24 protein-coding genes, 5 tRNA genes and 1 pseudogene are annotated in these 25,671 nt (G+C 68.6%); 11 read left to right on the forward strand and 19 right to left on the reverse strand.

Going from position 1 to position 25,671, the window contains the following annotated elements:
* Positions 1-13: 13 nt before the first annotated feature.
* Positions 14-1,024 carry an NAD(P)H-dependent glycerol-3-phosphate dehydrogenase gene (locus ACZ7IB_RS26940; protein WP_470916414.1) on the reverse strand — a complete coding sequence of 337 codons (1,011 nt, stop codon included), beginning with the start codon at positions 1,022-1,024 and terminating at the stop codon, positions 14-16.
* Positions 1,021-1,773: a lysophospholipid acyltransferase family protein gene (locus ACZ7IB_RS26945; protein WP_470916415.1), complete on the reverse strand. Its 753-nt coding sequence runs from the start codon at positions 1,771-1,773 to the stop codon at positions 1,021-1,023. The genes ACZ7IB_RS26940 and ACZ7IB_RS26945 overlap by 4 nt, the downstream gene beginning before the upstream one ends.
* Positions 1,774-1,922: 149 nt before the next feature.
* Between ACZ7IB_RS26945 and cofC the strand changes: the two genes are divergently transcribed.
* Both cofC and ACZ7IB_RS26955 read left to right on the forward strand, forming a co-directional pair.
* Positions 1,923-2,606, forward strand: a complete 684-nt coding sequence (gene cofC / locus ACZ7IB_RS26950) for a 2-phospho-L-lactate guanylyltransferase (RefSeq protein ID WP_470916416.1) — start codon at positions 1,923-1,925, stop codon at positions 2,604-2,606.
* A gap of 10 nt (positions 2,607-2,616) precedes the next feature.
* The gene (locus ACZ7IB_RS26955; protein WP_093899138.1) at positions 2,617-2,820 is read left to right on the forward strand and encodes a hypothetical protein; all 204 of its coding nucleotides are present in this window, start codon (positions 2,617-2,619) and stop codon (positions 2,818-2,820) included.
* Between the two features lie 91 nt (positions 2,821-2,911).
* Here the strand turns inward: ACZ7IB_RS26955 and ACZ7IB_RS26960 are convergent, their stop codons facing one another.
* From ACZ7IB_RS26960 to leuC, 4 genes are all read right to left on the reverse strand, one after another.
* Positions 2,912-3,586 carry an HU family DNA-binding protein gene (locus tag ACZ7IB_RS26960; protein WP_470916417.1) on the reverse strand — a complete coding sequence of 225 codons (675 nt, stop codon included), beginning with the start codon at positions 3,584-3,586 and terminating at the stop codon, positions 2,912-2,914.
* Between the two features lie 143 nt (positions 3,587-3,729).
* Positions 3,730-3,957 carry an SCO5555 family protein gene (locus ACZ7IB_RS26965; protein ID WP_072487271.1) on the reverse strand — a complete coding sequence of 76 codons (228 nt, stop codon included), beginning with the start codon at positions 3,955-3,957 and terminating at the stop codon, positions 3,730-3,732.
* A gap of 104 nt (positions 3,958-4,061) precedes the next feature.
* The gene (gene leuD / locus ACZ7IB_RS26970; protein ID WP_470916418.1) at positions 4,062-4,655 is read right to left on the reverse strand and encodes a 3-isopropylmalate dehydratase small subunit; all 594 of its coding nucleotides are present in this window, start codon (positions 4,653-4,655) and stop codon (positions 4,062-4,064) included.
* 5 nt (positions 4,656-4,660) lie between these two features.
* Positions 4,661-6,085: a 3-isopropylmalate dehydratase large subunit gene (leuC, locus tag ACZ7IB_RS26975; protein WP_470916419.1), complete on the reverse strand. Its 1,425-nt coding sequence runs from the start codon at positions 6,083-6,085 to the stop codon at positions 4,661-4,663.
* Positions 6,086-6,259: 174 nt separating this feature from the next.
* Here leuC and ndgR point away from each other — a divergent pair, with 174 nt between their 5' ends.
* Complete coding sequence (gene ndgR / locus ACZ7IB_RS26980; RefSeq protein WP_072487274.1) at positions 6,260-6,976, forward strand: IclR family transcriptional regulator NdgR; 717 nt, start codon at positions 6,260-6,262, stop codon at positions 6,974-6,976.
* A 58-nt stretch (positions 6,977-7,034) separates the two neighbouring features.
* On the opposite strand, the pseudogene ACZ7IB_RS26985 reads toward ndgR, so the two are convergent.
* From ACZ7IB_RS26985 to ACZ7IB_RS27045, 13 genes and pseudogenes are all read right to left on the reverse strand, one after another.
* Positions 7,035-7,327 (reverse strand): annotated as a pseudogene (locus ACZ7IB_RS26985) (monooxygenase family protein); the annotation flags it as partial.
* A 230-nt stretch (positions 7,328-7,557) separates the two neighbouring features.
* Positions 7,558-7,630 (reverse strand) — tRNA-Glu (locus ACZ7IB_RS26990).
* 25 nt (positions 7,631-7,655) lie between these two features.
* A tRNA-Gln gene (locus ACZ7IB_RS26995) sits at positions 7,656-7,727 on the reverse strand.
* A gap of 12 nt (positions 7,728-7,739) precedes the next feature.
* Positions 7,740-7,812, reverse strand: a tRNA-Glu gene (locus ACZ7IB_RS27000).
* 60 nt (positions 7,813-7,872) lie between these two features.
* Positions 7,873-7,945 (reverse strand) — tRNA-Glu (locus tag ACZ7IB_RS27005).
* 25 nt (positions 7,946-7,970) lie between these two features.
* Positions 7,971-8,042, reverse strand: a tRNA-Gln gene (locus tag ACZ7IB_RS27010).
* Between the two features lie 147 nt (positions 8,043-8,189).
* Entirely contained in the window at positions 8,190-8,885 is a 696-nt protein-coding gene (locus ACZ7IB_RS27015) for an HAD family hydrolase (protein WP_470916420.1), read from the reverse strand.
* Between the two features lie 283 nt (positions 8,886-9,168).
* On the reverse strand, positions 9,169-9,711 hold the full coding sequence (locus tag ACZ7IB_RS27020; protein WP_470916421.1) for a hypothetical protein: 543 nt from the start codon (positions 9,709-9,711) through the stop codon (positions 9,169-9,171).
* Positions 9,711-11,339, reverse strand: coding sequence for an alpha/beta hydrolase (locus ACZ7IB_RS27025; protein ID WP_470916422.1), 1,629 nt, complete (start codon positions 11,337-11,339; stop codon positions 9,711-9,713). Before ACZ7IB_RS27025 ends, ACZ7IB_RS27020 begins: the two co-directional genes overlap by 1 nt.
* A 7-nt stretch (positions 11,340-11,346) precedes the next feature.
* Complete coding sequence (locus ACZ7IB_RS27030; RefSeq protein ID WP_470916423.1) at positions 11,347-11,646, reverse strand: hypothetical protein; 300 nt, start codon at positions 11,644-11,646, stop codon at positions 11,347-11,349.
* Between the two features lie 206 nt (positions 11,647-11,852).
* Positions 11,853-13,355, reverse strand: coding sequence for a glutamate--tRNA ligase (gene gltX, locus ACZ7IB_RS27035; RefSeq protein WP_470916424.1), 1,503 nt, complete (start codon positions 13,353-13,355; stop codon positions 11,853-11,855).
* Positions 13,348-14,124: a fumarylacetoacetate hydrolase family protein gene (locus tag ACZ7IB_RS27040; protein WP_114246867.1), complete on the reverse strand. Its 777-nt coding sequence runs from the start codon at positions 14,122-14,124 to the stop codon at positions 13,348-13,350. The genes gltX and ACZ7IB_RS27040 overlap by 8 nt, the downstream gene beginning before the upstream one ends.
* 81 nt (positions 14,125-14,205) lie before the next feature.
* Positions 14,206-14,400: a hypothetical protein gene (locus ACZ7IB_RS27045; protein ID WP_114246866.1), complete on the reverse strand. Its 195-nt coding sequence runs from the start codon at positions 14,398-14,400 to the stop codon at positions 14,206-14,208.
* Positions 14,401-14,982: 582 nt separating this feature from the next.
* Between ACZ7IB_RS27045 and ACZ7IB_RS27050 the strand changes: the two genes are divergently transcribed.
* The 8 genes from ACZ7IB_RS27050 (at position 14,983) to ACZ7IB_RS27085 (ending at position 25,459) form a co-directional block, all read left to right on the forward strand.
* Positions 14,983-18,708 carry a sensor histidine kinase gene (locus ACZ7IB_RS27050; protein ID WP_470916425.1) on the forward strand — a complete coding sequence of 1,242 codons (3,726 nt, stop codon included), beginning with the start codon at positions 14,983-14,985 and terminating at the stop codon, positions 18,706-18,708.
* A complete protein-coding gene (locus tag ACZ7IB_RS27055) occupies positions 18,709-19,131 on the forward strand; it encodes a roadblock/LC7 domain-containing protein (RefSeq protein WP_003966009.1) in 423 nt (140 codons plus the stop codon).
* A 133-nt stretch (positions 19,132-19,264) separates the two neighbouring features.
* Complete coding sequence (locus ACZ7IB_RS27060) at positions 19,265-19,672, forward strand: DUF742 domain-containing protein (protein WP_020679255.1); 408 nt, start codon at positions 19,265-19,267, stop codon at positions 19,670-19,672.
* Positions 19,653-20,234, forward strand: a complete 582-nt coding sequence (locus ACZ7IB_RS27065) for a GTP-binding protein (protein WP_405684291.1) — start codon at positions 19,653-19,655, stop codon at positions 20,232-20,234. The genes ACZ7IB_RS27060 and ACZ7IB_RS27065 overlap by 20 nt, the downstream gene beginning before the upstream one ends.
* Before the next feature lie 346 nt (positions 20,235-20,580).
* Entirely contained in the window at positions 20,581-23,769 is a 3,189-nt protein-coding gene (locus tag ACZ7IB_RS27070) for a sensor histidine kinase (RefSeq protein ID WP_470916426.1), read from the forward strand.
* 10 nt (positions 23,770-23,779) lie between these two features.
* Positions 23,780-24,193 carry a roadblock/LC7 domain-containing protein gene (locus ACZ7IB_RS27075; protein ID WP_267007938.1) on the forward strand — a complete coding sequence of 138 codons (414 nt, stop codon included), beginning with the start codon at positions 23,780-23,782 and terminating at the stop codon, positions 24,191-24,193.
* Positions 24,194-24,282: 89 nt separating this feature from the next.
* On the forward strand, positions 24,283-24,897 hold the full coding sequence (locus ACZ7IB_RS27080) for a DUF742 domain-containing protein (protein ID WP_470916427.1): 615 nt from the start codon (positions 24,283-24,285) through the stop codon (positions 24,895-24,897).
* Positions 24,878-25,459 carry a GTP-binding protein gene (locus ACZ7IB_RS27085; RefSeq protein WP_014048542.1) on the forward strand — a complete coding sequence of 194 codons (582 nt, stop codon included), beginning with the start codon at positions 24,878-24,880 and terminating at the stop codon, positions 25,457-25,459. Before ACZ7IB_RS27080 ends, ACZ7IB_RS27085 begins: the two co-directional genes overlap by 20 nt.
* Positions 25,460-25,671 lie beyond the last annotated feature (212 nt).

Here is a 25,671-nt window from a genome sequence, read left to right on the forward strand (position 1 = left end):
CCCGGCGAACCCGTCAGCGTCGCTCGGGTTTCGCGCTGCGCGACATCAGCTCGCCCAGTGCGACCATCGGCGGCTTGCCCTCATGAACGATGCCGACGACCGTCTCGGTGATGGGCATGTCGACGCCGTGCCTGCGCGCCAGATCGAGCACTGATTCACAGGACTTGACGCCCTCGGCGGTCTGCTTGGTGACGGCGATGGTCTCTTCCAGCGTCATGCCGCGGCCGAGGTTGGTACCGAAGGTGTGGTTGCGCGACAGCGGCGAGGAGCAGGTCGCCACCAGGTCGCCGAGGCCCGCGAGTCCGGAGAAGGTCAGCGGGTCGGCGCCCATGGCGAGGCCGAGACGGGTCGTCTCGGCGAGACCGCGGGTGATGAGCGAGCCCTTGGCGTTGTCACCGAGACCCATGCCGTCGGCGATACCCACGGCGAGACCGATGACGTTCTTGACCGCGCCGCCGAGTTCGGCTCCGACCACATCGGTGATGGTGTACGGGCGGAAGTACGAGGTGTGGCAGGCGGCCTGGAGGCGACGGGCCACCGACTCGTCCTGGCAGGCGACAACGGCCGCGGCGGGGCGGCGTTCGGCGATCTCCTTGGCCAGGTTGGGGCCGGTGATGACGGCGACGCGGTCCGCGGAGACCTTGGTGACGTCCTCGATGACCTCGCTCATCCGCTTCGCGGTACCGAGTTCGACGCCTTTCATCATCGAGACGAGGACGGTGTCGGAGCCGAGGTGCGGGGTCCAGTCGGCGAGGTTGGCACGCAGCGTCTGCGACGGCACGACGAGCACGGCGAAGTCGGCGCCACGCAGCGCCTCGGCGGCGTCGGTGGTGGCCCTGATGGATTCGGGGAGCTCAATTCCCGGCAGATAGTCCGGGTTGGTACGGGTCGTGTTGACGGCCTCGGCGACTTCGGCGCGACGGCCCCAGAGGGTGACCTCGCAGCCGGCGTCGGCGAGAACCACGCCGAAGGCCGTACCCCATGAGCCGGTTCCGAAGACGGCTGCCTTTGCGGGGTGCGTCACTTGGGTTCCTTTCCTTCGGCCTTGCGCCGCTGTTCTGCACGGGCCTTGCGGTGGTCGTACGGCTCCGCGGGCGCCTCCTCGCCCCGCACGATCTCCAGCTGCGCGGTCACCGCAGCCATGATGGCCTCGGTCGCCTCGCGCAGGATGTCCGGCGTCGGATCCTTGTCGTAGAACCGGGAGAGGTCGACGGGCGGTCCGGCCCGCACCTGAAGGGTCTTGCGGGGGAAGAGCCGGAGCTTGCTCTCCTTGGCGTACGGCGGCATGACCAGGTTGGCGCCCCACTGGGCGACCGGGATGACCGGGGCCTTCGTCATCAACGCGACGCGGGCCGCACCGGTCTTGCCGGCCATCGGCCACATGTCGGGGTCGCGGGTGAGGGTGCCCTCCGGGTAGAAGGCGACGCATTCACCGCGCCCGATGGCGTCGACGGCGGCCCTGAAGGCGTCCAGCGCATTGGTCGTCTCGCGGTATACGGGGATCTGTCCGGTACCGCGCAGCATCATTCCGACAAAGGGGGTCTTGAAGAGGCCCGCCTTCGCGAGAAGCCGCGGCACCCGGCCGGTGTTGTACTGGAAGTGACCGTAGGAAAGCGGGTCCAGATACGAGTTGTGATTGACCGCAGTGATGAATCCGCCGTCGGCCGGAATGTGTTCCATTCCCCGCCAGTCACGCTTGAACAGAACCACCAACGGCGGTTTCACGATGACCGCCGCCAGGCGGTACCAGAAGCCGATTCTGCGGCGGGACACTCGGACACCTTCCTCTAAGGACCTGACTGCTGCCTGGCTACCGACGGTCAAGTCTCGCCCCAGGCCCCTGCTCTGTCGAGAACACCGTACGCCCCGCTTTCGGGACCGAACCCCCGGGTTCTCGCACCGGCAGGCGAGAATAAGCGGCGATGCGCATCGAGAGGCAGATCGCCACGAACACCGACCCGGCCGGTCCTTGGTCGCTGGTCGTCCCGTTGAAACCCCTGGCACGGGCCAAGAGCAGGCTCGCGCCTGCGACGGGCGCCGCGCTGCGCCCGCGGCTCGCCCTCGCCTTCGCCCGGGACACCGTGGCCGCCGCCCTGTCCTGCCCAGCGGTACGGGATGTGGTGGTCGTCACGGACGACACGGAGGCCGGGGCGGCTCTCGCGGCGCTCGGGGCGCGAATCGTTCCCGACGAACCGGACCACGGGCTCAACGCCGCCCTCGCGCACGGTGAGCGGACCGTGCGGGCCGAGCGGCCAGGGGCGGCTCTCGCCGCTCTCAACGCGGATCTTCCCGCGCTGCGCCCCGGAGAATTGTCCCGGGTACTCAATTTTTCCGCCGCGTTTCCCCGCGCATTTGTCACCGATGCGGCGGGAATCGGTACAACATTTCTGTCGGCTGCGCCGGGAGTGGAATTGCGACCGGCTTTCGGCGGTTCTTCCCGGGCCCGGCATCTGGACTCGGGGGCGGTGGAAATCAGCCTGACCGGCATCGATTCGGTCCGCCAGGACGTGGACACCGGCGACGATCTGCGGGCGGCCCTGGCCCTGGGCGTCGGCCCGCACACGACGGGGCGCTGGGCCGCCGGAGCGCCCCTCGGGGACCGATAGGCTGCCGTTCATGCAGGCGACCTCGTACACGTACGACCCCGAGACCCGCACCGGCAGTGTGCTGCTCGACGACGGCACCCCGGTGGAATTCGACGCCCGGGCCTTCGACGCCGGCGGTCTGCGGCTGTTGCGTCCGGGGCAGCGGGTGCGGATCGAGGTCACCGGCGAGGGCGCGGATCTACGGATCACGCTGGTGACGCTGCAGACGTTCTGAACAACTCCGCACACTGCCCACAACAGCCCGCGGGCCGGGCTCCCCGAGGGGAGCCCGGCCCGGCGCGTGAGTAGCCCTGCGCTGCTCGGCCTCACTTCTTCCGTGCAGTGGCCTTCTTCGCCGTGGTCTTGCGTGCCGTGGCCTTCTTCGCGGGCGCCTTCTTCGCCGTGGCCTTCTTGGCGGGCGCGGTCTTGCCGGCGACGGCCTTCTTGGCGACCGTCGTCTTCTTCGCCGCCGCGGCGGTGGTGGTGGTCTTCTTAGCGGCCGCCGCCGTGGTCTTCTTGGCCGCCGCGGTGGTCTTCTTCGCGGTGGTCTTCTTGGCTGCGGTGGTCTTCGCGGCGGTCACGGCCTTCTTGGCGGTGGCCTTCTTCGCAACGGCCTTCTTGGCGGTGGCCTTCTTGGCCGCGGCCTTGGCCGTCGTACGGGCAACACCGCCCGAGAGGCTGCCCTTGGGCGCCTTCTTCACGGCCACATCGTGCTTGGGGAGCTTCTTCGAGCCGCTCACCAGGTCCTTGAAGCCCTGTCCCGCGCGGAAGCGGGGCACCGAGGTCTTCTTGACCCGCACCCGCTCACCCGTCTGCGGGTTGCGGGCGTAGCGGGCGGGGCGGTCGACCTTCTCGAACGAGCCGAAGCCGGTGACCGATACACGGTCCCCCGCGACAACCGCACGGACGATCGCGTCGAGCACCGCGTCGACGGCGTCTGCGGCCTGCTGACGGCCGCCGACCTTGTCGGCAATCGCTTCTACGAGCTGCGCCTTGTTCACGTCTTCCCCTTCGGAGACATTGCCAGAACGAAAGTGTTCAAGCGTTTTCGCACGTTAGGCAGATATATACCGCAAATCAAACACGAAACGGGCTAATCACCCTAGTGCCGCAACGAAGTCGACCGCTGCGCAGTTCCGCAGAGTCAGTCACCTTCGGGGAATCGGCCCTCATCGAGGTCCTTCATCAACCGGTCCAGACGCCTTGCCGCATCCGGGAGATCGTGCTTAGCCGCGGCCGTGATGACCAACAGCTTCCGGGACAGCGCCATCCTTACGCCCTCCGGGACTTGCAGTGCGCGCACTCTTGTGTGCGCTTCCTTCAATCGGTCGGCGACTTGGCCGTAAAGCTTGAGTTGGCTGTCGCGTTCCATGCACCGATTGTGCCATCTGGGGCGAGTTGTCGCCCGACGGGGTCTCAACAAGCGACTGCGCCCCCTACCAGATGGCAAGGGGCGCAGTCCTGGAAACGCGCTGCTCAGGTGTTAATTGTACGCGGCTTGAAGGTCGGCCTTGCCACCTCATAAGTCGCGATGTCCGCTTCGTTCTGAAGGGTGAGACTGATGTCGTCCAGCCCGTTCAGCAGTCGCCAGCGCGCGTTCTCGTCGAGCTCGAAGTCGGCCGTGATGCCCTCGGCACGGACCTGGCGCGCCTCCAGGTCGACGGTGATCTCGGCGGTCGGGTCTGCCTCGGTCAGCTCCCAGAGCGCGTCGACGACCTTCTGGTCGAGGACGACGGTCAACAGCCCGTTCTTCAGCGAGTTGCCCCGGAAGATGTCGGCGAACCGGGAGGAGATGACGGCCTTGAAACCGTAGTTCTGCAGCGCCCACACGGCGTGTTCGCGGGATGATCCGGTGCCGAAGTCGGGACCGGCCACCAGCACCGTCGCGCCGCTGCGCTCCGGGCGGTTGAGGACGAAGTTCTCGTCCTTGCGCCAGGCCTCGAAGAGTCCGTCCTCGAAGCCGTCGCGGGTGACCTTCTTCAGCCAGTGGGCGGGGATGATCTGGTCGGTGTCGACGTTGCTGCGGCGCAGCGGGACGGCCCGGCCGGTGTGTGCGGTGAAAGCTTCCATGATTCTCAGACTCCGGCGGGCGTACGGGCGTCGGACAGGTCGGCCGGCGAGGCCAGGTGGCCCAGCACGGCGGTGGCGGCGGCGACCTGCGGGGAGACCAGGTGCGTACGGCCGCCCTTGCCCTGCCGCCCCTCGAAGTTGCGGTTCGAGGTGGAGGCGGAGCGCTCGCCGGGGGCCAGCTGGTCGGGGTTCATGCCGAGACACATCGAGCAGCCCGCGTGACGCCATTCGGCGCCTGCGGCGGTGAAGACCTTGTCCAGGCCCTCCTCGACGGCCTGCAGGGCAACCCGGACCGAGCCCGGGACGACCAGCATCCGTACGCCTCTCGCGACTTCGCGGCCGTCCAGGATCGCGGCGGCGTTACGCAGGTCCTCGATCCGGCCGTTGGTGCAGGAGCCTACGAAGACGGTGTCCACGTTGATCTCGCGCAGCGGCTGGCCGGCGGTCAACCCCATGTATTCCAGGGCCTTTTCGGCGGCGTTGCGCTCCGAGGCGTCCTCGTACGAAGCCGGGTCGGGGACGTTGGCCGACAGGGGCGCGCCCTGGCCGGGGTTGGTGCCCCAGGTGACGAACGGCGCCAGTTCGGCGGCGTCGATGACGACCTCGGCGTCGAAGACCGCGTCGTCGTCCGTGCGCAGCGTCTTCCAGTACGCGACGGCGGCGTCCCAGTCCTCGCCCTGCGGGGCGTGGTCGCGGCCCTTCAGATAGTCGAACGTGGTCCCGTCCGGGGCGATCATGCCTGCCCGGGCACCGGCCTCGATCGACATGTTGCAGATGGTCATCCGGGCTTCCATCGAGAGCTTCTCGATGGCCGAGCCGCGGTATTCGAGGATGTAGCCCTGGCCGCCGCCGGTGCCGATCCGGGCGATGATCGCGAGGATCAGGTCCTTGGCCGTGACGCCGTCGGGCAGTTCGCCGTCGATGGTGATCGCCATCGTCTTCGGGCGGGCCATCGGCAGCGTCTGGGTGGCCAGCACGTGCTCGACCTGACTGGTGCCGATGCCGAACGCCAGCGCGCCGAACGCACCGTGTGTGGAGGTGTGGGAGTCGCCGCAGACGACCGTGGTGCCGGGCTGGGTCAGCCCCAGCTGCGGGCCGACCACGTGCACGACGCCCTGCTCGACGTCGCCCAGCGGGTGCAGCCGTACACCGAACTCCGCGCAGTTCTTGCGCAGCGTCTCCAACTGGGCACGGGAGACCGGGTCGGCGATGGGCTTGTCGATGTCGAGGGTCGGGGTGTTGTGATCCTCGGTGGCGATGGTGAGGTCGAGGCGCCGCACCCGGCGTCCGGCCTGACGGAGGCCGTCGAAGGCCTGGGGGCTGGTCACCTCGTGCAGCAGGTGCAGATCGATGAAGAGGAGGTCGGGCTCACCTTCGGCGCGCCGGACGACATGGTCGTCCCAGACCTTCTCCGCGAGTGTCCTACCCATCGCTTTCCCTCCGGCCGGCGTCTTCGCCGGCCCAACTAGAGATTCGGTGCGCCGCCGTCCGGACCCCCGTGCGGGGCGGTGGCTACGGGCCGTTGTGTGGCCGCCCCTACAGGTTCGCAACTTCCGCCGAAAATTGAACTTGCGTTTCACAGAGTGAGACGGGAGTATCGTCGTATGGACAACTCTAGCGGCGTCGGCGTTCTCGACAAGGCAGCTCTGGTATTGAGCGCCCTGGAGTCCGGTCCGGCCACCCTCGCCGGGCTGGTCGCGGCGACCGGGCTCGCACGACCCACGGCTCACCGGCTGGCCGTGGCACTCGAACACCACCGCATGGTGGCGAGGGACATGCAGGGCCGTTTCATTCTCGGCCCCCGACTGGCGGAACTGGCGGCGGCGGCGGGCGAGGACCGCTTGCTGGCCACGGCGGGACCGGTGCTCACCCACCTCCGTGACATCACCGGCGAGAGCGCGCAGCTCTACCGGCGACAAGGCGAGATGCGGATCTGCGTGGCAGCGGCGGAGCGGCTGTCCGGCCTGCGGGACACCGTGCCGGTCGGCTCCACGCTCACCATGAAGGCCGGCTCGTCGGCCCAGATCCTGATGGCCTGGGAGGAGCCGGAGCGCCTCCACCGCGGCCTCCAGGGCGCCCGTTTCACGGCGACGGCGCTCTCGGGCGTACGGCGCAGGGGCTGGGCCCAGTCGATCGGCGAGCGCGAGCCGGGCGTCGCGTCGGTCTCGGCGCCGGTGCGCGGCCCCTCGAACCGGGTGGTCGCCGCCGTCTCGGTCTCCGGACCGATCGAGCGGCTGACCCGGCACCCGGGCCGGATGCACGCCCAGGCGGTCATCGACTCGGCGGCCAGGCTCAGCGAGGCCCTGCGCCGCAACGGCTGACGTACCCAAGAAATACCTTCCGGCCGCCCCAGCGTCGTGGCGGCCCCCTCTCAGCACCTCACTTCGCGGACGAGCGGTGCGCGAGACGGTCCGCCGCCCGGCGGCCCCGCCCCTCGATCGGCAGTACGCCGGTCACCGCGGCCAGCCCGTAGGCCGGCATATCGGCGTAGATCGATTCGTAGCCGCTCTCGGGCACTATGTACGTCTCGTGCCACAGCCCCACGCCCAGGCCTTGCGGTGGAACATGTCGGGAGCACTCGCGTACGCGTACGGCTTCTCCCTCGATTCCCAGTACTGGACGACGCAGTACGTGCGCGGCGAGCCGGACAGCAGCGTGCATCCGAGCAGGCCCGCCTCATGCACCAAGTCGCCGTCCAGGAGCTGGTCATGACGAGGAGGCGTACCGCACGGAGGCGGAACACGTGGAGACGACGGTCACATCGACGGTGCTCTGCGAGCCACTGCTGATGGCGCTGCGCAGGATGGCTCAGGAGGAGAAGTCGGCCCGGCGGTACGGACTCTGACGGATAAGCAGAAGGGCCCTTCACCGAGGTGAAGGGCCCTTGTCTGTCGCTCTGCTGTACCCCCGACCGGATTCGAACCGGCGCTACTGCCGTGAGAGGGCAGCGTGCTAGGCCGCTACACAACGGGGGCTTGTTACTGCTGTTGCATTTCTGCGCTGGGCTACCAGGACTCGAACCTAGAATGACGGTACCAGAAACCGTAGTGTTGCCAATTACACCATAGCCCATGGTGTTACAAGTACCCCCGACCGGATTCGAACCGGCGCTACTGCCGTGAGAGGGCAGCGTGCTAGGCCGCTACACAACGGGGGCCCTAGCGATCCTGCATCGAGAGCGTGGGTGCGACCCAGATGATCTCGCGGGAAGGATCTGTACCCCCGACCGGATTCGAACCGGCGCTACTGCCGTGAGAGGGCAGCGTGCTAGGCCGCTACACAACGGGGGCTTGTTACTGCTGTTGCATTTCTGCGCTGGGCTACCAGGACTCGAACCTAGAATGACGGTACCAGAAACCGTAGTGTTGCCAATTACACCATAGCCCACCAAAACTCAACCCCCGGAAGGGGTTTTGTTCGGTTTGCGCTTCCCGTTCGGATCTTTCGTCCCGCTCGGGCGGCGCAGGAAGAACATTACCCGAAGGTGTCCGGCGCTCCAAAACGGGTATTGCCCGCCAGGGCTTGTCCGGCGGATCAGGGTCGGGCAGGCCTCAGCAGGCCGGGCAGCTGATCGAGCCCGCTGATACGGACGAGCTCGGGGCGGCCACCACGGCCGCCCCGGTCGAGCCAGATGCCCATCAGCCCTGCGGCGACCGCGCCAACCGCGTCGATGTCCGGTTCATCCCCCACGTACGCGACCTCCTGCGGCTCCAGCGCCAGCGCGTCGCAGGCGGCGTGGAAGGCGCCGGCCTCGGGCTTGGAGACGCCCAGCTCCACGGCGCACACCACGGCCTCGAACCGGTCCCGCACCCCGAGCGTGCGCAGCTTGCGGTCCTGGTTGTGAATGCTGGAGTTCGACAGCACCCCGTGCCGGAACCCGCCCGCCAGCAGATCCAGTACGGGCAGCACATCCGGGAAGAGCGACCAGGCGGCCTCGTAGTGGGCCGCGTGTCGAGCAAACCAGTCGTCGGCCCCGACGTCGTCCAGCGCCCGCGAGAGGAACTCCCGGACCCGGTCCCGGCGCTGCCCCTGGAAGTCCGTCTCCCCGGCGGCGAACCGCGCCCAGTGCACATCGGTGATCGCCCGCCACGCAGCGAGGGCCTGCTCGACGGAGTCGTATCCGTCGGGCAGGCCCTCGTGTTCGAGATGCTTGCTCATGCCGGCGCGGTCGGCGCCCGTGTAGTCGAAGATCGTGTCGTCGATGTCCCAGAGGACCGCGCGGATCGTCATGCGGCCCAGCTTAGGTTCCTACGCGGCGAACGCGGTGGGCTTCGCAGTGCTCTGCAGACCGATGAAGACAATCTTCAGGTCGTGGTCTCCGACCGGCGCACAGCACAGCCCTCCAGCCTGATGTCCGGGCCACACAAGGCCGCCCCACTGTCGTGGGTCATCCCACGGCAGCAGACGAACAGCAGCACCACTCCACACGCCCTCTAGAACGCGGAAGAGGCGGCCCGTGGACTTCGATCACCGCCGCCGTATCCAGGGTGTCCCAGGACCAAGGGTTCACAACTCAGAATTTCTGCTGCTCGACACCCGGCGGCAGGAGGCAGGGGGTGCTGACGATGAAGACCAGGAGGTCCTTGTCCACGGACCCCACAGAGACGAACTGCTGATCCTTCGGGTGCTTGGCGTCAACCACGTTTGCCGGCTCTGTGTCCAGATCAACTTCGAAGGTCTGGATCTCGAAGCCCTTGTCCTTGAGAGTGTCCTTGATGGCGGTGACCGCTCCGGCATGGGCGGTCCGGGGAAGGGTTCCCCGGACCGAGTAGCGCAGGGTGAATCTGCCGTCGTCCGCCGTCTCGCCCTTCTCACCCGTGCAATCCGTGAAGCTCGCGGTGGGGCGGGCCGTCTTCGGGTCGAGCCGTGCATGCGCGGTACCGACCATGGAATCGGTCCAGTGCTTGGCCCACTTCTCCGCCTTCTCCCTGCTCATGCGCGGAAGCGGGTCGTTCACTCCGTCGTCGGACATGCAGCCTCCCAGCAGCAGCGTCAGGGCCAGCGCCGCGATGCTCCGGCGCCGGGGAATCACGTATGCGGTCGATATTCGCGTCATCAGCCTGCCCCTCCGTCCCGTGGACGGAGACCGGCGATGATGCGGCCCTGGTTCTCCAGACTCTTGCTGCCGTCGTTCCAGTAGCCGCCGTGGTCCTTGGTGTCCACGTACATGTGCTGCGCCCCGAACTCTGATGTCTTCGGGTCCGCGCCGAGCGTCGCGTCAGAGAACACGTTGGATACCGAGTCGTTGTCCGCCGCGCCCACATACAGGTGCTTGGGATCTATGTGCAGTTGGTCGGCGCGGTCGACCGTCAGTCCGGGGCTGCCGACCACCACCATGTCGTCGGCGTCCAGTCCCCGCCCGCCGGCGTCGGCCGCACCGGCGGTGGTCGATCCGTAGCTGTGGGCCAGGACCGTGAGATGACTCCGCTCACCTTGATGAGCCGCTCGCAGACCATGGGTGAAGTCACGCAGGTCCTCCGCCCCGTTCTGGGCACGGCCCTGAGTGGCGATCCCCAGGTTCAGTTCCGCTTCCCCCACGGAATCGCCGTTCGCCTCCGGCGCGTTGTAGTCGAGCCAGGAGATGACCGAGACGCCGTCGGGCCCGGCAGCTCCGTTCCAGTCAGCGGCGGAGTCCTGGAGTTTACTGACACGATTGATCTGATCCCCCACGTTGTCCAGCTGGTTACTCGTCCCCGGGACCTGGACCGCGGTGTGCCGAGCCGTGTCCGGGTTGCCGACGGCGACGATCGCGCGGCCGTCCTTCGAGGTGTCGAAGCCGAGCAGATACAGCTGCTTGCTTGCGGGCGCCACGTCCTCTTTGTCCAGGCGGTCCTTGAGGGCGCTCAGTGAGCGGTAGCTGTCGCGCTCGTGGTAGCCAAGGTCGCCCTCGCGCAGCGCATAGTCGTTGAGCTGCATGTCCAGTACCGCTCGGTTCGCGTCGTCGCGGGTGGCTGTGGGAAGGCCGTCCAGTTTGCCGATCTGGTCGGGGAAGGCCGCCAGGTAGAAGTCGCGCTGGTCAGAGGTGAGGCCCGCCCACCAGTCGGCGGTGTGTTGCGGATCTTTCCCGTCCGGAATGTTCTTCCCGCCGAGCCCGGCGAACTCGGCGATCCGTGCGGCGTCCTCTGCGGCGTTGGCACCGCCGTACTGCTTGTCCAGGTCGAAGGGATCGATCTGATGGAGGAGTTCGGTCGCGTCGCTACTGACTCGTTCCGCTTCCGCCACCGCCTCGTCGATTCGGGCCCGGTAGCCTCCCAGCCCGGCGTTGGCCTGCTGCTGAACGCCCTGATAGTCCGGGTCGTTGTGATACTTCGGGTCGACCGCCTGCTTCGGCTCGACCCAGCCGTCTTCCGTGACGGTATGACCGGCCGCCTCGGCATCCGACACCGCATGGCGCAGTTTGCGCTGCGCGGCCTGCATCCGGGTGCTGAGCGTGTCCAGGACCGTGTGGATGAGTTGCGCGTTCGTCTGCGCCGTTTTCAGTTTGCTCTCGGTGGCTTCGAGCGCGTTGAAGCCGTAGTGGGCGGCAACGCCCGACCAGCTTGCCTTGTGCAGCGGTCCCGAGACGCGCTTCCCGCTGCCGATCCGGGTGTCGCCGAGGATCTCGGCCAGCTTCTGCCACGAGCCGGTGGCCGCTTCCAGGTCGGAGAAGTCCTGGCGGAAGAGTTGTGCGAAGAGTTCTGGCATTCCGGGCTCACCAGCCCTCGAAGCAGTCGCGGACGTCCGCCTCGTTGATGCTGTGGCCATCGGCCACCAGCCGTAGGCCGTTCGCGTGTTCCGCAAGACGGTCCTTCAGGGTGGTCAGGGCGTCACCCCAGCCGGTACCGACAGCCTCGACACGGCCCTTGTCGTCCCATGCCCGGAATGCGGCAGCCGCCGCAGCCGTGTCATCGATCGCCTTCCGCAAAGGCCCCTGCAAATCTGTGACAAGCGTGTCTGCGGCGCCCGCGGAGGCGTATAACTCGGTTACGGAGACGTTGAGATCCTCTGCCATCTGCCCTTCATTCCTGCGTCGCGCACCCCTGTCGGGCCATAGCGACCGATCCTAGTCGCGCCAGAGGTTCCCGTAAGCGAACGGCGACATTCGGCTGAATCCCGCACCCCACCCCGGCTGAAACGCTTCTCATGACCGAGAAACGGCGGAGGGGGCGGCCCCCGGAGCGAACCGGTGGCCGCCCCCTCAAGGCGTGATCTGGACGGTTACGCGGTCAGCTTGGCCAGTGCCGCGTCGATGCGGGCGATCGTCTTCTCGCGGCCCAGGATCTCCAGGGACTCGAAAAGCGGCAGGCCGATCGTGCGGCCGGTGACCGCGACGCGGACCGGGGCCTGGGCCTTGCCGAGCTTCAGGCCGTGCTCCTCGCCTGCAGTGAGGATGGCGTTCTTCAGGGCGTCCGCGTTCCACTCGGCGTCGGCCAGCTTGGCGCGGGCCGTGACGAGCAGGGCGTCGGAGCCCTCCTTCATCGCCTTGGCCCAGGACGCCTCGTCGATGGCCGGCTCGTCGAGGAAGAGGAAGTCGACGTTGGCCGTGATGTCCGAGAGGACCGTGACACGGGTCTGGGCGTGCGGGGCGATCGCCGCGAACTGCTCCGCGTCGAAGGACTCCGGGGTCCACGGGGCGAACGGCGCCTTCAGCCAGGGGCCACACGCCTCGGTGAACGTCTTCACATCCAGCTTGCGGATGTGCTCGGCGTTGATGTGCTCGCACTTCTTCAGGTCGAAGCGCGCCGGGTTGGCGTTGACGTCCTCGATGTCGAACGCGGCCACCATCTCCTCGATCGAGAAGATGTCGCGGTCCTCGGCGATCGACCAGCCCAGCAGGGAGAGGTAGTTGAGCAGCCCCTCCGGCAGGAAGCCGCGCTCGCGGTAGAGGTTGAGCGAGGCCTGCGGGTCGCGCTTGGAGAGCTTCTTGTTGCCCTCGCCCATGACGTACGGGAGGTGGCCGAACGCGGGGGTGTCCTTGGCGATGCCCAGCTCGATGAGCGCCTTGTACAGGGCGATCTGACGCGGGGTGGAGGAGAGCAGGTCCTCGCCGCGCAGGACGTGGGTGATCTCCATCAGCGCGTCGTCGACCGGGTTGACCAGCGTGTAGAGCGGGGCGCCGTTGGCGCGGACGATGCCGTAGTCCGGCACGTTCTCCGGCTGGAAGGTCAGCTCGCCACGGACCAGGTCGTTGAAGGTGAGCGCCTCGTCGGGCATCCGGAAGCGGACGATGGAGGTGCGGCCCTCGGCCTCGTACGCGGCGATCTGCTCGGCCGTGAGGTCGCGGCAGTGGCCGTCGTAGCCGGACGGCTTACCGGCGGCGCGGGCGGCGTCGCGGCGGGTGTCGAGCTCCTCGGTGGTGCAGTAGCAGTGGTACGCGTACCCGCCTGTGAGGAGCTTCTCGGCGACATCCTTGTAGATGTCCATGCGCTGCGACTGGCGGTACGGGGCGTGCGGGCCGCCTACCTCGGGGCCCTCGTCCCAGTCGAAGCCGAGCCAGCGCATCGACTCCAGGAGCTGGTTGTAGGACTCCTCGGAGTCGCGGGCCGCATCGGTGTCCTCGATGCGGAAGACCAGGGTGCCGCCGTGGTGCCGGGCGAAGGCCCAGTTGAAGAGGGCGGTGCGGACCAGGCCCACATGGGGGTTGCCGGTCGGGGAGGGACAGAAACGTACGCGGACCTGCTCGAGCGGAGCCGAGAGCTTGGGGGAGGGTGCGTTAACCACGCTTGATCACCTTGTTGGTGAGAGTGCCGATGCCTTCGATGGTGACGGCGACCTCGTCGCCGACATGGAGGGGTCCGACCCCTGCGGGAGTGCCGGTGAGGATCACATCGCCCGGGAGCAGCGTCATGGCTTCCGTGATGTGGACGACCAGATCCTCGATCGAGCGGATCATGTCGCTCGTACGGCCCAGCTGGCGTTGCTCGCCGTTGACCGTGGCCTGAATGGTCAGGTCGCTGGGGTCGAGGTCGGTCTCCACCCAGGGGCCGAGCGGGCAGGACGTGTCGAAGCCCTTGGCCCGGGCCCACTGCTTCTCGCGCTTCTGGGCATCGCGGGCGGTGACGTCATTGGCGCAGGTGTAGCCGAAGATGACGTCCTTCACGCGCTCACGCGGCACTTCGCGGCACATGCGGCCGATGACCACGGCCAGTTCGGCCTCGTGGTGGAGTTCGTTGGAGAAGGAGGGGTACTCGATGGCGTCGCCGGAGCCGATCACCGAGGTGGTGGGCTTGAAGAAGGCGACGGGGACGTCCGGTACCTCGTTGCCGAGTTCCGCGGCGTGCTCCGCGTAGTTACGGCCGATGGCCACGACCTTGTTGGGGAGCACGGGCGGCAGGAGGCGGACCTTGCTCAGCGGGACCTTGGTGCCGGAGAGCTCGAACTCGGCGTACGGGATGCCTTTGATGATGTCGAGGACGAGACCATCGGGCCCCTCGCCCTCGACGGCGCCGAAGGCGACATTGCCGTCGATGGAGAACCTGGCGATGCGCACGGGATGCTGTCGCCCCTCACTTGCTGGCTGGCTGAAGACTGACGCTCCAGGCTAACGCGGGCGAGGGGGGACAACCGCGCATTACTCGGCTGCTGCGGCCGGGGCCGTGACCGGGGCTTCCATGAGGATGGTGCGGCGGGGGTTGGCCGTCTGGGTGGGCAGCTCGACGGTGCGCTCCGGCAGTTCCGGCGTCTGCAGCTCGTCGGCGTCCTTGAGGTGCGCCAGCGTGGTGCGCCGGGGGTTGGCAATGTTGCGGAACATCATCGTCGTCTTCATCTGCCGTTCGGACCCTGTCGGTACGGGCGCCGCCCGGAGGGGCGCCGGTTGTCGGATTTGCCATCCCTGTAAAGCGTCAGGCTAAACATCCAATTCCCTTCAGGAGCCCGGATGAGACGACGATCATCATGTGAGTTTCCTCACGACGGCATCGACAATTGCCTCAATTCAGGCGGCCGACCACTCCGGCAGAAACGGACATTGTGCCACTGAATGAGCCATTCCGCTCCTGATCATGTCGACTGGGACACCCTCCACCCTCTGTCGATTCACCCTCAATCATCCGTTTTGCCCGCGAACGCGCTCCACGGCTTGTTACTCAGCCATCACAACGCGTCACTCAGGCCACGGCCCGGCAGGGGGCCCTTGTTGGAGATCCGGCACTGTGCTGGAATTCCACGCACCGCCGCGGGTTTTCAAACCGGCGCGCAGGGGCGCAACGCAGCGCCGAGTGGCGGCGGGAAGGGGAGAAGCGCCGGTCGCTCAACGACCACCAGGGGGCGGACACGACGCCCCACGACGCCGACACCGTCCCACCCGCTTCGCGCGGAGGGGACGCCTGGTCCAGAGGTTGCGACGCTAGTGCAGGGACGTTTCAAGAGGGATGGCAGCGCGGCGGCGGAACAGGAGCCGCACGGCGGGACCGACCGCGGTTCCTCGCCCCAGCACGCCCAGAACCCCGGACCGGCCTCGGCCGGCGAAAGCGGTGACCGCGACCGGCACCCCGGTGCCACGGCGAGCAGCGGCACCGATCCGATCTCGTCGCTCAAGCCCCGGGGCCCCGTCAGCACGGGCTCACGAGTGGCTCTTCGCAACTGGCGGATCAGCACGCGTCTGGTCTCCCTGCTCGCCCTTCCCGTGGTCGCCGCGACCACGCTGGGCGGACTGCGGATCAACGACTCCATGAACGACATCCAGCAGCTGGATCACATGCAGCTGCTGACCAAGATGACCAAGCAGGCGACCACGCTCGCCCAGGCGCTCCAGGAGGAGCGCGACCGCTCGGCCGGTCCGCTGTCCAACGGGGTGAAGGCCGACGACTTCAAGGTCACCGAGCCCCGCAAGAAGACCGACCGGGCGAAGACGGCCTTCTTGGACGCGACGGACGCGATCGGCGACCCGTCGGGCGACGAGGCCCTTGAGGGCATCTACTCGAGCGTCCAGCACATCGCCAGCCAGCTGACCTCGATCCGCGAGATCCGCAAGACGGCGTACGCCAAGGGCTCCCCCAGCCTCCAGACCGTCGACCAGTACAGCCAGCTGATCACCTCGCTGCTGAGCCTCTCGCAGGACATGGCTCAGTCGACCAGCAACTCGGAGATGATCAAGCGGACCCGGGCGCTGGCGGCCTTCTCCTCCGCCAAGGAGTACGCCTCGGTCCAGCGGGCGGTCATCGCCGCGGCACTGCCCGGCGGCAACGACAAGCAGTCGCACCTCGACCGGAACGACCAGCAGTTCGGCCGCGCCGCGCTGCGCAAGGAAGACTCTGCGCTCCGCTCCTTCAAGGCGGTCTACACGGCGACCGGCAACAACGCCGAAGAGCTGATGGCCACGCTGCAGGAGGGCAACCCGGAGATCAAGGCCTCCGAGACCTATGCGAAGAAGGTCCTGGACAGCCCCTCGGGCATGGAAGGCATGCCTCGGCGTTCCTATCTGGACTGGTACGACCAGAGCTCCACCAAGATCCAGGCGATGAAGACCATCGAGGAGACCCTCCTCAGCGACATGGAGGGCAAGGCCCGCGAGCTCCGCGACCAGTCGAAGCGCGAAGCGATCATCAGCGGTGCGCTCATCCTGCTGGTGCTCGGCGTCTCGCTGGTCGGCGCCTTCGTCGTCGCCCGGTCGATGATCCGCTCGCTGCGGCGACTGCAGGACACAGCTACGCGCGTCGCCCAGGACCGGCTGCCCGAGCTCGTCAAGCAGCTCTCCGAGGCCGACCCGCAGGACGTCGACACCTCGGTCGAGTCGGTCGGTGTGCACTCCCGGGACGAGATCGGCAAGGTGGCCGCGGCCTTCGACGACGTGCACCGCGAGGCCGTCCGTCTCGCTGCCGAGCAGGCCCTCCTGCGGGGCAACGTCAACGCGATGTTCACCAACCTCTCACGCCGCAGCCAGGGCCTCATCCAGCGTCAGCTCTCGCTCATCTCCGAACTGGAGTCGCGCGAGGCCGACCCGGACCAGCTGTCCTCGCTCTTCAAGCTCGACCACCTCGCGACCCGTATGCGCCGTAACGGCGAGAACCTCCTCGTTCTCGCGGGCGAGGAGCCGGGCCGCCGGTGGACCCGCCCCGTCCCGCTGGTCGACGTGCTCCGTGCTGCCGCCTCCGAGGTGGAGCAGTACGAGCGCATCGAACTGGCCGCGGTGCCCGCCACCGAGGTCGCGGGCCGCGTCGTCAATGACCTCGTGCACCTGCTCGCCGAGCTGCTGGAGAACGCCACATCGTTCTCCTCGCCGCAGACGAAGGTCCGGGTCACCGGTCACGCGCTGCCCGACGGGCGGGTGCTGGTCGAGATCCACGACACCGGCATCGGCCTCTCCCCCGAGGACCTCGCGGCGATCAACGAGCGGCTCGCCTCGCCGCCCACCGTGGACGTCTCGGTCTCCCGCCGCATGGGTCTGTTCGTGGTCGGCCGGCTGTCTCTGCGTCACGGCATCCGGATCCAGTTGCGGCCCTCGGACTCCGGTGGCACGACCGCGCTGGTCATGCTCCCCGTCGATGTCGCGCACGGTGGCAAGCAGCCGGCCCCCAAGCCGGGACCGGGGCAGCAGCCCTCCGCCCCCGGCGGTCTGCTCGGCGGTGGCAGCGGTACGGGCGCGGGCAACGGCTCCCGTCCCGGCCTCGGAGGCGCTTCGTCGGCCCCGGCCGGCCGGCTCGCCGCGGGCCCGGGTGCCGCGCGCGGTCAGGTAGGCGCGGGCTCCGGTCCGCGTGCCGCGCTGCCCTCGCGTGACGGCGGCCCCCACCGGCCGCAGAACCAGCAGGGCCAGCAGGGCCAGCAGGACGCCGGCTTCCAGTCCGCCGGGCTGTCCGACACCGGCCCGCAGGACACCTCGCGCCGGGAGCCGCAGCGTCAGGGCGGCGGCCTCGCCGGTGCCTTCGGCAACGGTGCCCGGCTCGGCGCCCGCGGCCAGGGCGACGGAACGGGCCGTACGGACTCGTCCCAGCCCGACATGTTCGGCTCCAGCCGCCAGGACCGCGGCGACCAGCAGGGCCGGTCGAACGGCCCGGTCCCGTGGCAGTCCCCGCAGCCGCAGCAGGCCCGGCAGAACCCGGGCGGCCAGGGCGGCTTCCAGCAGTCCGGCGGCCCGGTCGACCCCGGTCGTCAGCTGCCCCCGGTCGGCGGTCCGCGTGCCGAGCTGCCCGGTGGCAACCCGCAGCCGCAGCGCCCGCAGACCACCAGCTGGGGCACCGAGGAGCCGTCCGCGCCGCGGCGTGCTCCGCTGGACGCCCCGCGCGGCCACGAGGAGCCCGAGTCCACCGGCCATTTCCAGCGGCCGACGAGCCCGCCGCTCACCCCGCGGCCGCCCATGGACGACCGGCAGGGCCCCGGCTCCACCGCCGAGTTCGCCCGCCCGGACTTCTCGGCCCCGGCCCCGCAGGCCCCGGCTCCGCAGGACCCGGCGAGCACCGCGCAGTTCGCCCGCCCCGACTTCGGCCAGCCGCAGCCCGCTCGGGCGCAGGACCAGGGCCTGCCGGCACCGCGTCAGCGCGGCCGGGACAACGGGGACTTCGGTGCCCCGCGTCCGCCCGCCGTGCCCAACGGTGACGCGCAATACCGCCCGGTCCTGCCGCCGCAGCCGCAGCCCGAGGCGCTGCCTCCGGCCGGGCCCGGGGACGGTCGTACGCCGCTGTACGACAACCTCGAGACGAACTGGTTCCACGGCCCGCAGCAGAGCGGCCAGCAGCCGCCCGCCGAGCCGCAGGCGCCCGCCTTCCCGCAGCAGCCGGCCCAGGAGCGCCCTGCTCCCGCCGCGCCGCGCCGCGGCGGAGACGACACGGGCGCCACCACAAGCTCCTGGCGCCCCTCGCCGAACGACGAACTCGTACGGCAGGCGGAGCGGGCCAAGAAGCCCGCGGCAGGCGGAGTGACCACCTCCGGACTGCCTCGCCGGGTACCCCGCGCCAATCTGGTGCCGGGCACCGCCCAGCAGCAGAACCATCAGTCCGGTCCTCAGGTGTCGCGTGCGCCCGATGATGTGCGCGGGCGGTTGACCAATCTCCGCCGGGGCATCCAGCAAGGACGGCAGGCCAACAACGGCCAGTCGACCGGAAGTTTTCCCCTCGGCCCCACTCACCAGCAGGAGCGTTAGTTGAGCCCGATGAGTCAGGCCGCGCAGAATCTGAACTGGTTGATCACCAACTTCGTGGACAACACCCCCGGGGTGTCGCACACGGTGGTGGTCTCCGCCGACGGACTCCTGCTGGCCATGTCCGAAGGTTTCCCGCGCGACCGCGCGGACCAGCTGGCGGCTGTCGCCTCCGGTCTGACCTCGCTGACCGCGGGCGCCTCGCGGATCTTCGAAGGCGGCGCCGTCAGCCAGACCGTGGTGGAGATGGAACGCGGGTTCCTCTTCCTGATGTCCATTTCGGACGGCTCCTCGCTGGCCGTGCTCGCCCACCCGGACGCCGACATCGGTCTGGTCGGGTACGAAATGGCCCTCCTGGTCGACCGTGCGGGCACCGTCCTCACCCCGGACCTCCGCGCCGAGCTCCAAGGCAGCCTGCTCCACTAGGCGGCCATGGATCGATGACAGACTCGATTGCCCCAGGTAACGCCCTCATCCCCAGCCCGTTCGGCCGCTTAGAGCCCCCCACCGGCCCCTTCAGACTGCAGGCCGACCCCTTGCTGTCACGCCCGGAGGATTCATGACCCCGCCACCCGCCTCATCCGATCCGTACGGCGCACTGCACCACGCGTCGTACGACGGTGAAGGCGACCAGCCGCTGGTCCGTCCGTATGCCATGACCGGCGGCCGGACCCGGCCGCGCTACCAACTCGCGATCGAGGCGCTGGTCTCCACCACGGCCGACCCCGCGCATCTGGGGACGCTGCTCCCCGAGCACCAGCGGATCTGCCACCTCTGCCGTGAGGTCAAGTCGGTGGCCGAGGTCTCGGCACTGCTGTCGATGCCGCTCGGTGTGGCCCGGATCCTTGTCGCGGACCTGGCGGAAGCCGGCATGGTGGCCATCCACCAGCCGGGCAATGGAGAGGCCGGCGGCGCGCCGGATGTGACGCTGCTCGAAAGGGTGCTCAGTGGACTTCGCAAGCTCTAGCGGCGGAGCGGCCCGCTCCACTACCTCGGCGAAGATCGTGGTGGCGGGGGGCTTCGGCGTGGGTAAGACCACGTTCGTCGGTGCCGTTTCGGAGATCAACCCGTTGCGTACGGAAGCCGTGATGACGTCCGCGTCCGCGGGCATCGACGATCTGACGCACACCGGCGGCAAGACGACGACGACCGTCGCCATGGACTTCGGCCGCATCACGCTGGACCAGGACCTGATCCTGTACCTCTTCGGTACGCCGGGACAGGACCGCTTCTGGTTCATGTGGGACGACCTGGTCCGCGGTGCCATCGGCGCCGTCGTCCTCGTCGACACCCGCCGCCTCGCCGACTGCTTCCCCGCCGTCGACTACTTCGAGAACAGCGGACTCCCCTTCGTCATCGCCCTCAACGGCTTCGACGGACACCAGCCCTACACCCCCGACGAGGTCCGCGAAGCGCTCCAGATCGGACCCGACACCCCGATCATCACGACGGACGCGCGGCACCGCGCGGATGCGAAGAGCGGCCTCATCACGCTCGTGGAACACGCACTGATGGCGCGGCTGAAGTAGGCACAAGTCTGTATTGATTTAGGGCAGTTACCGTGGCCAAACGGGGGCGGACTGTGTCCTTTGACACGATCCGCCCCCGTGTTCATAACGTTTCGACAGAGAATTGGCCCGCGTTCAGCACCCGATGCATTCGATTGGTACCGCTGCGCTCACATGAGCCCCGCCTTTTGACGGGGCTCGCTCTTTATGCCCGTTTTATCTGAGGCCTGGACCACTCGGAATGGCTGGTTCCGACTGTTTGGAACGCGGCCGGTCCCCGTGCTGGAATTCGACGAACTCCCCAGTAGTACGGCCCTGAACAAAAACGGCACAACGTAGGTGCCGACGCCGAGAGGTTGTTGGTCGAGTGAGGCGAAGCAACGAGGGCTCCGCGGCGCAGCAGGAGCGGGGCAACTTCACCCCGCCGCCGCGCGCCGCGGCGTCGCCTGCCGATGTGTCCGCGGCAGTGACGTCCGGTGGAAGCAGCAGCCGGATGTCACCGCGCAACTGGCGGGTACCCACTCGGCTGAACGCGATCCTCCTGATCCCGGTGCTGGTCGGCCTGGTCATGGGCGGCTTCCAGGTGAAGGGGTCGGTCGACACCTGGCGAGAGGCGCAGGACGCCGAGAAGACCGCGCTGATCGTGCGCGCGGCCTCCGTGTACGGTCAGGCGCTCCTCAATGAGCGTGACCTCTCCGCTCAGCCCCTGCTGTCGAACAAGCGTGACGCCGCCGTTGTCAGCCAGGCCCGGGCCACCACCGACGCGGCCGCGGCCAAGTTCGACACCGCCGTGAAGGACCTGCCCAAGAAGCAGGGCCTGGAGCGGCGTCTTCAGCTGTTCCGGCTGGAGGAGCCCAAGCTCCCCGAGCTGCGCAAGGCCGCCTACGCCGAGGCCATGGACCCGGTGAAGACGGAAGAGGGCTACATCCAGGTGCAGCACTCCCTGATGGAGTTCTGCAACGAGCTGGGGCTGGGCACCGGCAACGTCACCAGCTACGGCCGTACCGTCTACGCGATCGAGCTCGCCAAGGCTGCAGAATCGCTTCAGCGCTCCATCGGTATGCATCTGCTGGTGCGTCCGAGCCAGGAGGGCGCCAAGTTCGACGCCCAGGTCAAGGCCTTCGGCTCGTACAACTACCTGGAGCAGATCGCGCTCGGCGAGTTCGTCTCCGGTGGCACGGAGGCCGACGCAGCCCGGCTGAAGCAGGTCATGGCCGCCAAGTCGGCCGACGGCGCGAAGAAGCTGAAGAAGGCGAAGGAGCAGGCCGACGCCGCGGGTGTCCCGTTCGTCGCGCCCCCCAGTGTCGACGGCTCGGTCTTCGACGGCATGGCCCAGCAGATCGGGCAGGGCAAGTCGCCCGAGAAGCTGGCCGCGAAGGGCATCACGCCCGAGACCTGGATGGCGGCCGCCACCGCCAAGTTCGACGGCTACACCACCGTCGAGGACGAGCTCGTCGACAAGGCCGTGACCGAAGCCGCGGGCATCTCGTCCAGCGCCAGGAACGACGCCGTCATCAACGCCGCCGTCGTGATCGTCGCCCTGCTGGCCGCCTTCATCCTGGCCGGGCTGATGGCCCAGCAGATGAGCCGCTCGATGCGCCGGCTGCGTACGGCCGCCTTCGGGATCGCCGAGCAGCGGCTGCCGATGCTGGTCGACCAGCTCTCCAGGACCGATCCGGGCCGGGTCGACACCCGCGTCCAGCCGATCCCGATCGACAGCCGCGACGAGATCGGTGAGGTCGCCCGCGCCTTCGACCAGGTGCACCGCGAGGCGGTCCGGCTGGCAGCCGAGCAGGCCATGCTGCGGGGCAACGTCAACGCGATCTTCACCAACCTGTCGCGTCGCAACCAGTCGCTGATCGAGGGCCAGCTGACCCTCATCACCGACCTGGAGAACAACGAGGCCGACCCGGACCAGCTGGAGAACCTCTTCCGGCTGGACCACCTGGCCACCCGTATGCGCCGCAACGGCGAGAACCTCCTCGTCCTCGCCGGCGAGGAGCCGGGCCGCCGCTGGAACCAGCCGGTCCCGCTGGTCGACGTGTTGCGGGCTGCCTCCTCCGAGGTGGAGTCGTACGAGCGCATCGAGCTCTCCGGGGTACCGGAGACCGAGATCCACGGCCAGTCCGTCACCGACCTCGTGCACCTGCTGGCCGAGCTGCTGGAGAACGCCACCACGTTCTCCTCGCCGCAGACCAAGGTGCGGGTCACGGCGACCCGGCTGCCCGACAGCCGCGTGATGATCGAGATCCACGACAAGGGCATCGGCCTCACCGCCGAAGACTTCGCCGACATCAACCACAAGCTGGCCAACCCGCCGACCGTGGACGCCGCGGTGTCCCAGCGGATGGGTCTGTTCGTGGTCGGCCGGCTCTCCGACCGGCACGGCATCCGGGTCCAGCTGCGCCCCTCGGGCGAGCAGGCCGGAACGACCTCGCTGGTCATGTTGCCGGACGCCATCACCCATGGTGGCGGTGGCGAACCGGTCGCCGCGCAGGACGACTTCACCGTCTCCTCGATCATTCCGCAGCAGCAGACCTTCGATCAGCTGCCGCACCAGCCCCAGATGCGCACGGCGGCGGAGCTCGGCTTCGACGACTCGCGCTATGAGCAGCAGTCGGTGGACGCCGCGCAGCTGGACCCGGTGGGCCGCTCGCTGATGCGTGAGGAGCGCCGGGCCGCGCTGGAGGCACAGACGGCCGGCGAGCGCCCGCAGTTCCCGCAGGAGCAGTACGCCGCGAACCAGCCCGTCGGGAACGAGTACGCCAACAACGGTTACGCCGAGAGCGGGTACGCCCAGGAGCCGCAGCAGGAGCAGTACGAGCAGGCTTCGTACGAGGGCGGCTACGACCCCTACCGCGGCGACGCGGGCTTTGCCGAACAGCCCGACCACGCTCATCAGGGCGGCTATGCGGAGGCTGCCTATGCGGCCGGCGAGGTCCCGCAGCCGTCGTACGAGGAGCAGTTCGCCCCCCAGCCCCACCAGGACGAGTGGGCGGATCAGAGCGCCTACCAGCGCGCGTACGAGCCGTCGGCAGAGGTCGAAGCGGAATCTGCCCCGAGCGCCCCCGCCGAGCCGCAGGAACGCGTAGGCTTCGACCGTCCCGGGCCCACCCCGAACCCCGGCCACGAGATGACCGAAGCCGGTCTGCCGCGCCGGGGCGGTCAGCAGCACTGGCAGCCCACCGGCCGCGGGAACAACCGGCCCGTCGCCGAGCAGCAACAGCCGCAGCAGGAAGCGCTGCAGCGGCAGTCGTCTGCGCAGCAGGACGGGAACGGCTCCGACGACTGGCGCTCGGCGAACGACGAGCGCTGGGAGCGGGCCGAGAAGCTCCGGGAGCCGAAGGCGGGCGGGGTCACCCCGTCCGGACTTCCCCGGCGGGTGCCCAAGGCCAATCTGGTCGAGGGCACGGCGGAGCAGACCCGGCAGGACGGCCCTCAGGTCTCCCGCGCCCCGGAGGACGTCCGCGGCAGGTTGAGCAACCTGCGGCGGGGCGTGCTGCGGGGACGTAACGCGGGTTCGGACACAAGTAATACCTACAACCAGGAGCGTTAGTGTGAGCCCGATGAGCCAGGCGGCGCAGAATCTGAACTGGTTGATCACCAACTTCGTGGACAACACCCCCGGGGTGTCGCACACGGTGGTGGTCTCCGCCGACGGACTCCTGCTGGCCATGTCCGAAGGATTTCCGCGCGACCGCGCGGACCAGCTGGCGGCTGTCGCCTCCGGTCTGACCTCGCTGACCGCGGGCGCCTCGCGGATCTTCGAAGGCGGCGCCGTGAATCAGACAGTTGTGGAGATGGAGCGCGGGTTCCTCTTCATCATGTCCATCTCCGACGGATCTTCGCTGGCCGTTCTCTCCCACCCGGACGCCGATATCGGTCTGGTCGGGTACGAAATGGCCCTTCTTGTCGACCGTGCGGGCACCGTCCTCACCCCGGACCTCCGCGCCGAACTTCAGGGAAGTCTTCTTAACTAGTAGACGGACAGTGCGTTTCGCGCCACCGAGTCATAAGGTGCGGTGGCGCGGACCCACTGGAATCGGGACCGGCAAGCGGAGGAGGAATCGTGGCAACACCCCAAGGCGGACACCGGTACGACGGTGGCCAGAACGTGCCGGGTGAGCACGGGGACAATCGTTTCAACTTCCCCTCCACACCCAGCAGGCAGGGCGCACAGCAGCCGTACCAGCCGTATCAGCCCTTTTCGCAGCCGCCGCAAAGCGCCCAGCAGGGTCCCGGGTGGCCTCCGCAGCGGCCGCACCGCTACGACTCGCCCCAGTCGCCCCGCATTCAGCCCGTACAGCCGCGGCAGGCCCCCGAGCCGGCCGCACCGGCCGCGCACAATCCGCTGGTCCGTCCGTACGCCATGACCGGCGGCCGGACCCGACCGCGCTACCAACTCGCCATTGAGGCGTTGGTCAGTACCACGGCCGATCCGTCCCGGCTGCAAGGGCAGTTGCCCGAGCACCAGCGGATCTGCCGGCTGTGCATCGAGATCAAGTCGGTCGCCGAGATTTCGGCACTGCTCTCGATCCCGCTCGGCGTTGCCCGGATCCTCGTAGCCGACTTGGCAGAGGCCGGACTCGTCGCTATCCATCAGCCCGGCGGCGAAGAGTCCGCCGGCGGCCAGCCAGATGTGACACTGCTCGAAAGGGTGCTCAGTGGACTTCGCAAGCTCTAGCGGCGGAGCAGCCCGCTCCACTACCTCCGCGAAGATCGTGGTGGCAGGGGGCTTCGGCGTGGGTAAGACCACGTTCGTCGGTGCCGTTTCGGAGATCAATCCGCTGCGCACCGAAGCCGTGATGACGTCCGCATCCGCGGGCATCGACGACCTGACGCACACCGGGGACAAAACCACCACGACGGTGGCGATGGACTTCGGCCGCATCACGCTGGACCAGGACCTGATCCTGTACCTCTTCGGTACGCCGGGACAGGACCGCTTCTGGTTCATGTGGGACGACCTGGTCCGCGGTGCCATCGGCGCCGTCGTCCTCGTCGACACCCGCCGCCTCGCCGACTGCTTCCCCGCCGTCGACTACTTCGAGAACAGCGGACTCCCCTTCGTCATCGCCCTCAACGGCTTCGACGGACACCAGCCCTACACCCCCGACGAGGTCCGCGAAGCGCTCCAGATCGGACCCGACACCCCGATTCTCACGACGGACGCGCGGCACCGCGCGGATGCGAAGAGTGCGCTGATCACGCTGGTGGAGCATGCGCTGATGGCTCGGTTGCGGTAGGGCTCGCCGCCCCGGCAGACATGCGTAGGGCCCCGCACTCCTCCGGGAGTGCGGGGCCCTACGGCCGCTCGGCGTCCTCAAGCGTTGTCCTCGAGGGGGGGGGGGGGGGGGGGGGGGGGGGGTTGGGGGGGGGGGGGGGGGGGGAGAGGGGGGGGGGGGGGGGGGGGGGGGGGGGGGGGGGGGGGGGGGGTGGGGGGGGGGAGGGCGGGTGG

The sequence above is a fragment of the Streptomyces sp. NPDC037301 genome, from assembly GCF_055602785.1.

What these genes read in the sequence shown, in the direction of transcription:
- cofC (WP_470916416.1), top strand. Translation starts at nt 1,923, where the DNA reads ATGCGCATCGAGAGGCAGATCGCCACGAACACCGACCCGGCCGGTCCT.
- ACZ7IB_RS26955 (WP_093899138.1), top strand. Translation starts at nt 2,617, where the DNA reads ATGCAGGCGACCTCGTACACGTACGACCCCGAGACCCGCACCGGCAGT.
- ACZ7IB_RS26965 (WP_072487271.1), bottom strand. Translation starts at nt 3,957, where the DNA reads ATGGAACGCGACAGCCAACTCAAGCTTTACGGCCAAGTCGCCGACCGA.
- leuD (WP_470916418.1), bottom strand. Translation starts at nt 4,655, where the DNA reads ATGGAAGCTTTCACCGCACACACCGGCCGGGCCGTCCCGCTGCGCCGC.
- leuC (WP_470916419.1), bottom strand. Translation starts at nt 6,085, where the DNA reads ATGGGTAGGACACTCGCGGAGAAGGTCTGGGACGACCATGTCGTCCGG.
- ndgR (WP_072487274.1), top strand. Translation starts at nt 6,260, where the DNA reads ATGGACAACTCTAGCGGCGTCGGCGTTCTCGACAAGGCAGCTCTGGTA.
- ACZ7IB_RS27015 (WP_470916420.1), bottom strand. Translation starts at nt 8,885, where the DNA reads ATGACGATCCGCGCGGTCCTCTGGGACATCGACGACACGATCTTCGAC.
- ACZ7IB_RS27020 (WP_470916421.1), bottom strand. Translation starts at nt 9,711, where the DNA reads ATGACGCGAATATCGACCGCATACGTGATTCCCCGGCGCCGGAGCATC.
- ACZ7IB_RS27025 (WP_470916422.1), bottom strand. Translation starts at nt 11,339, where the DNA reads ATGCCAGAACTCTTCGCACAACTCTTCCGCCAGGACTTCTCCGACCTG.
- ACZ7IB_RS27030 (WP_470916423.1), bottom strand. Translation starts at nt 11,646, where the DNA reads ATGGCAGAGGATCTCAACGTCTCCGTAACCGAGTTATACGCCTCCGCG.
- ACZ7IB_RS27045 (WP_114246866.1), bottom strand. Translation starts at nt 14,400, where the DNA reads ATGAAGACGACGATGATGTTCCGCAACATTGCCAACCCCCGGCGCACC.
- ACZ7IB_RS27060 (WP_020679255.1), top strand. Translation starts at nt 19,265, where the DNA reads ATGACCCCGCCACCCGCCTCATCCGATCCGTACGGCGCACTGCACCAC.
- ACZ7IB_RS27075 (WP_267007938.1), top strand. Translation starts at nt 23,780, where the DNA reads ATGAGCCAGGCGGCGCAGAATCTGAACTGGTTGATCACCAACTTCGTG.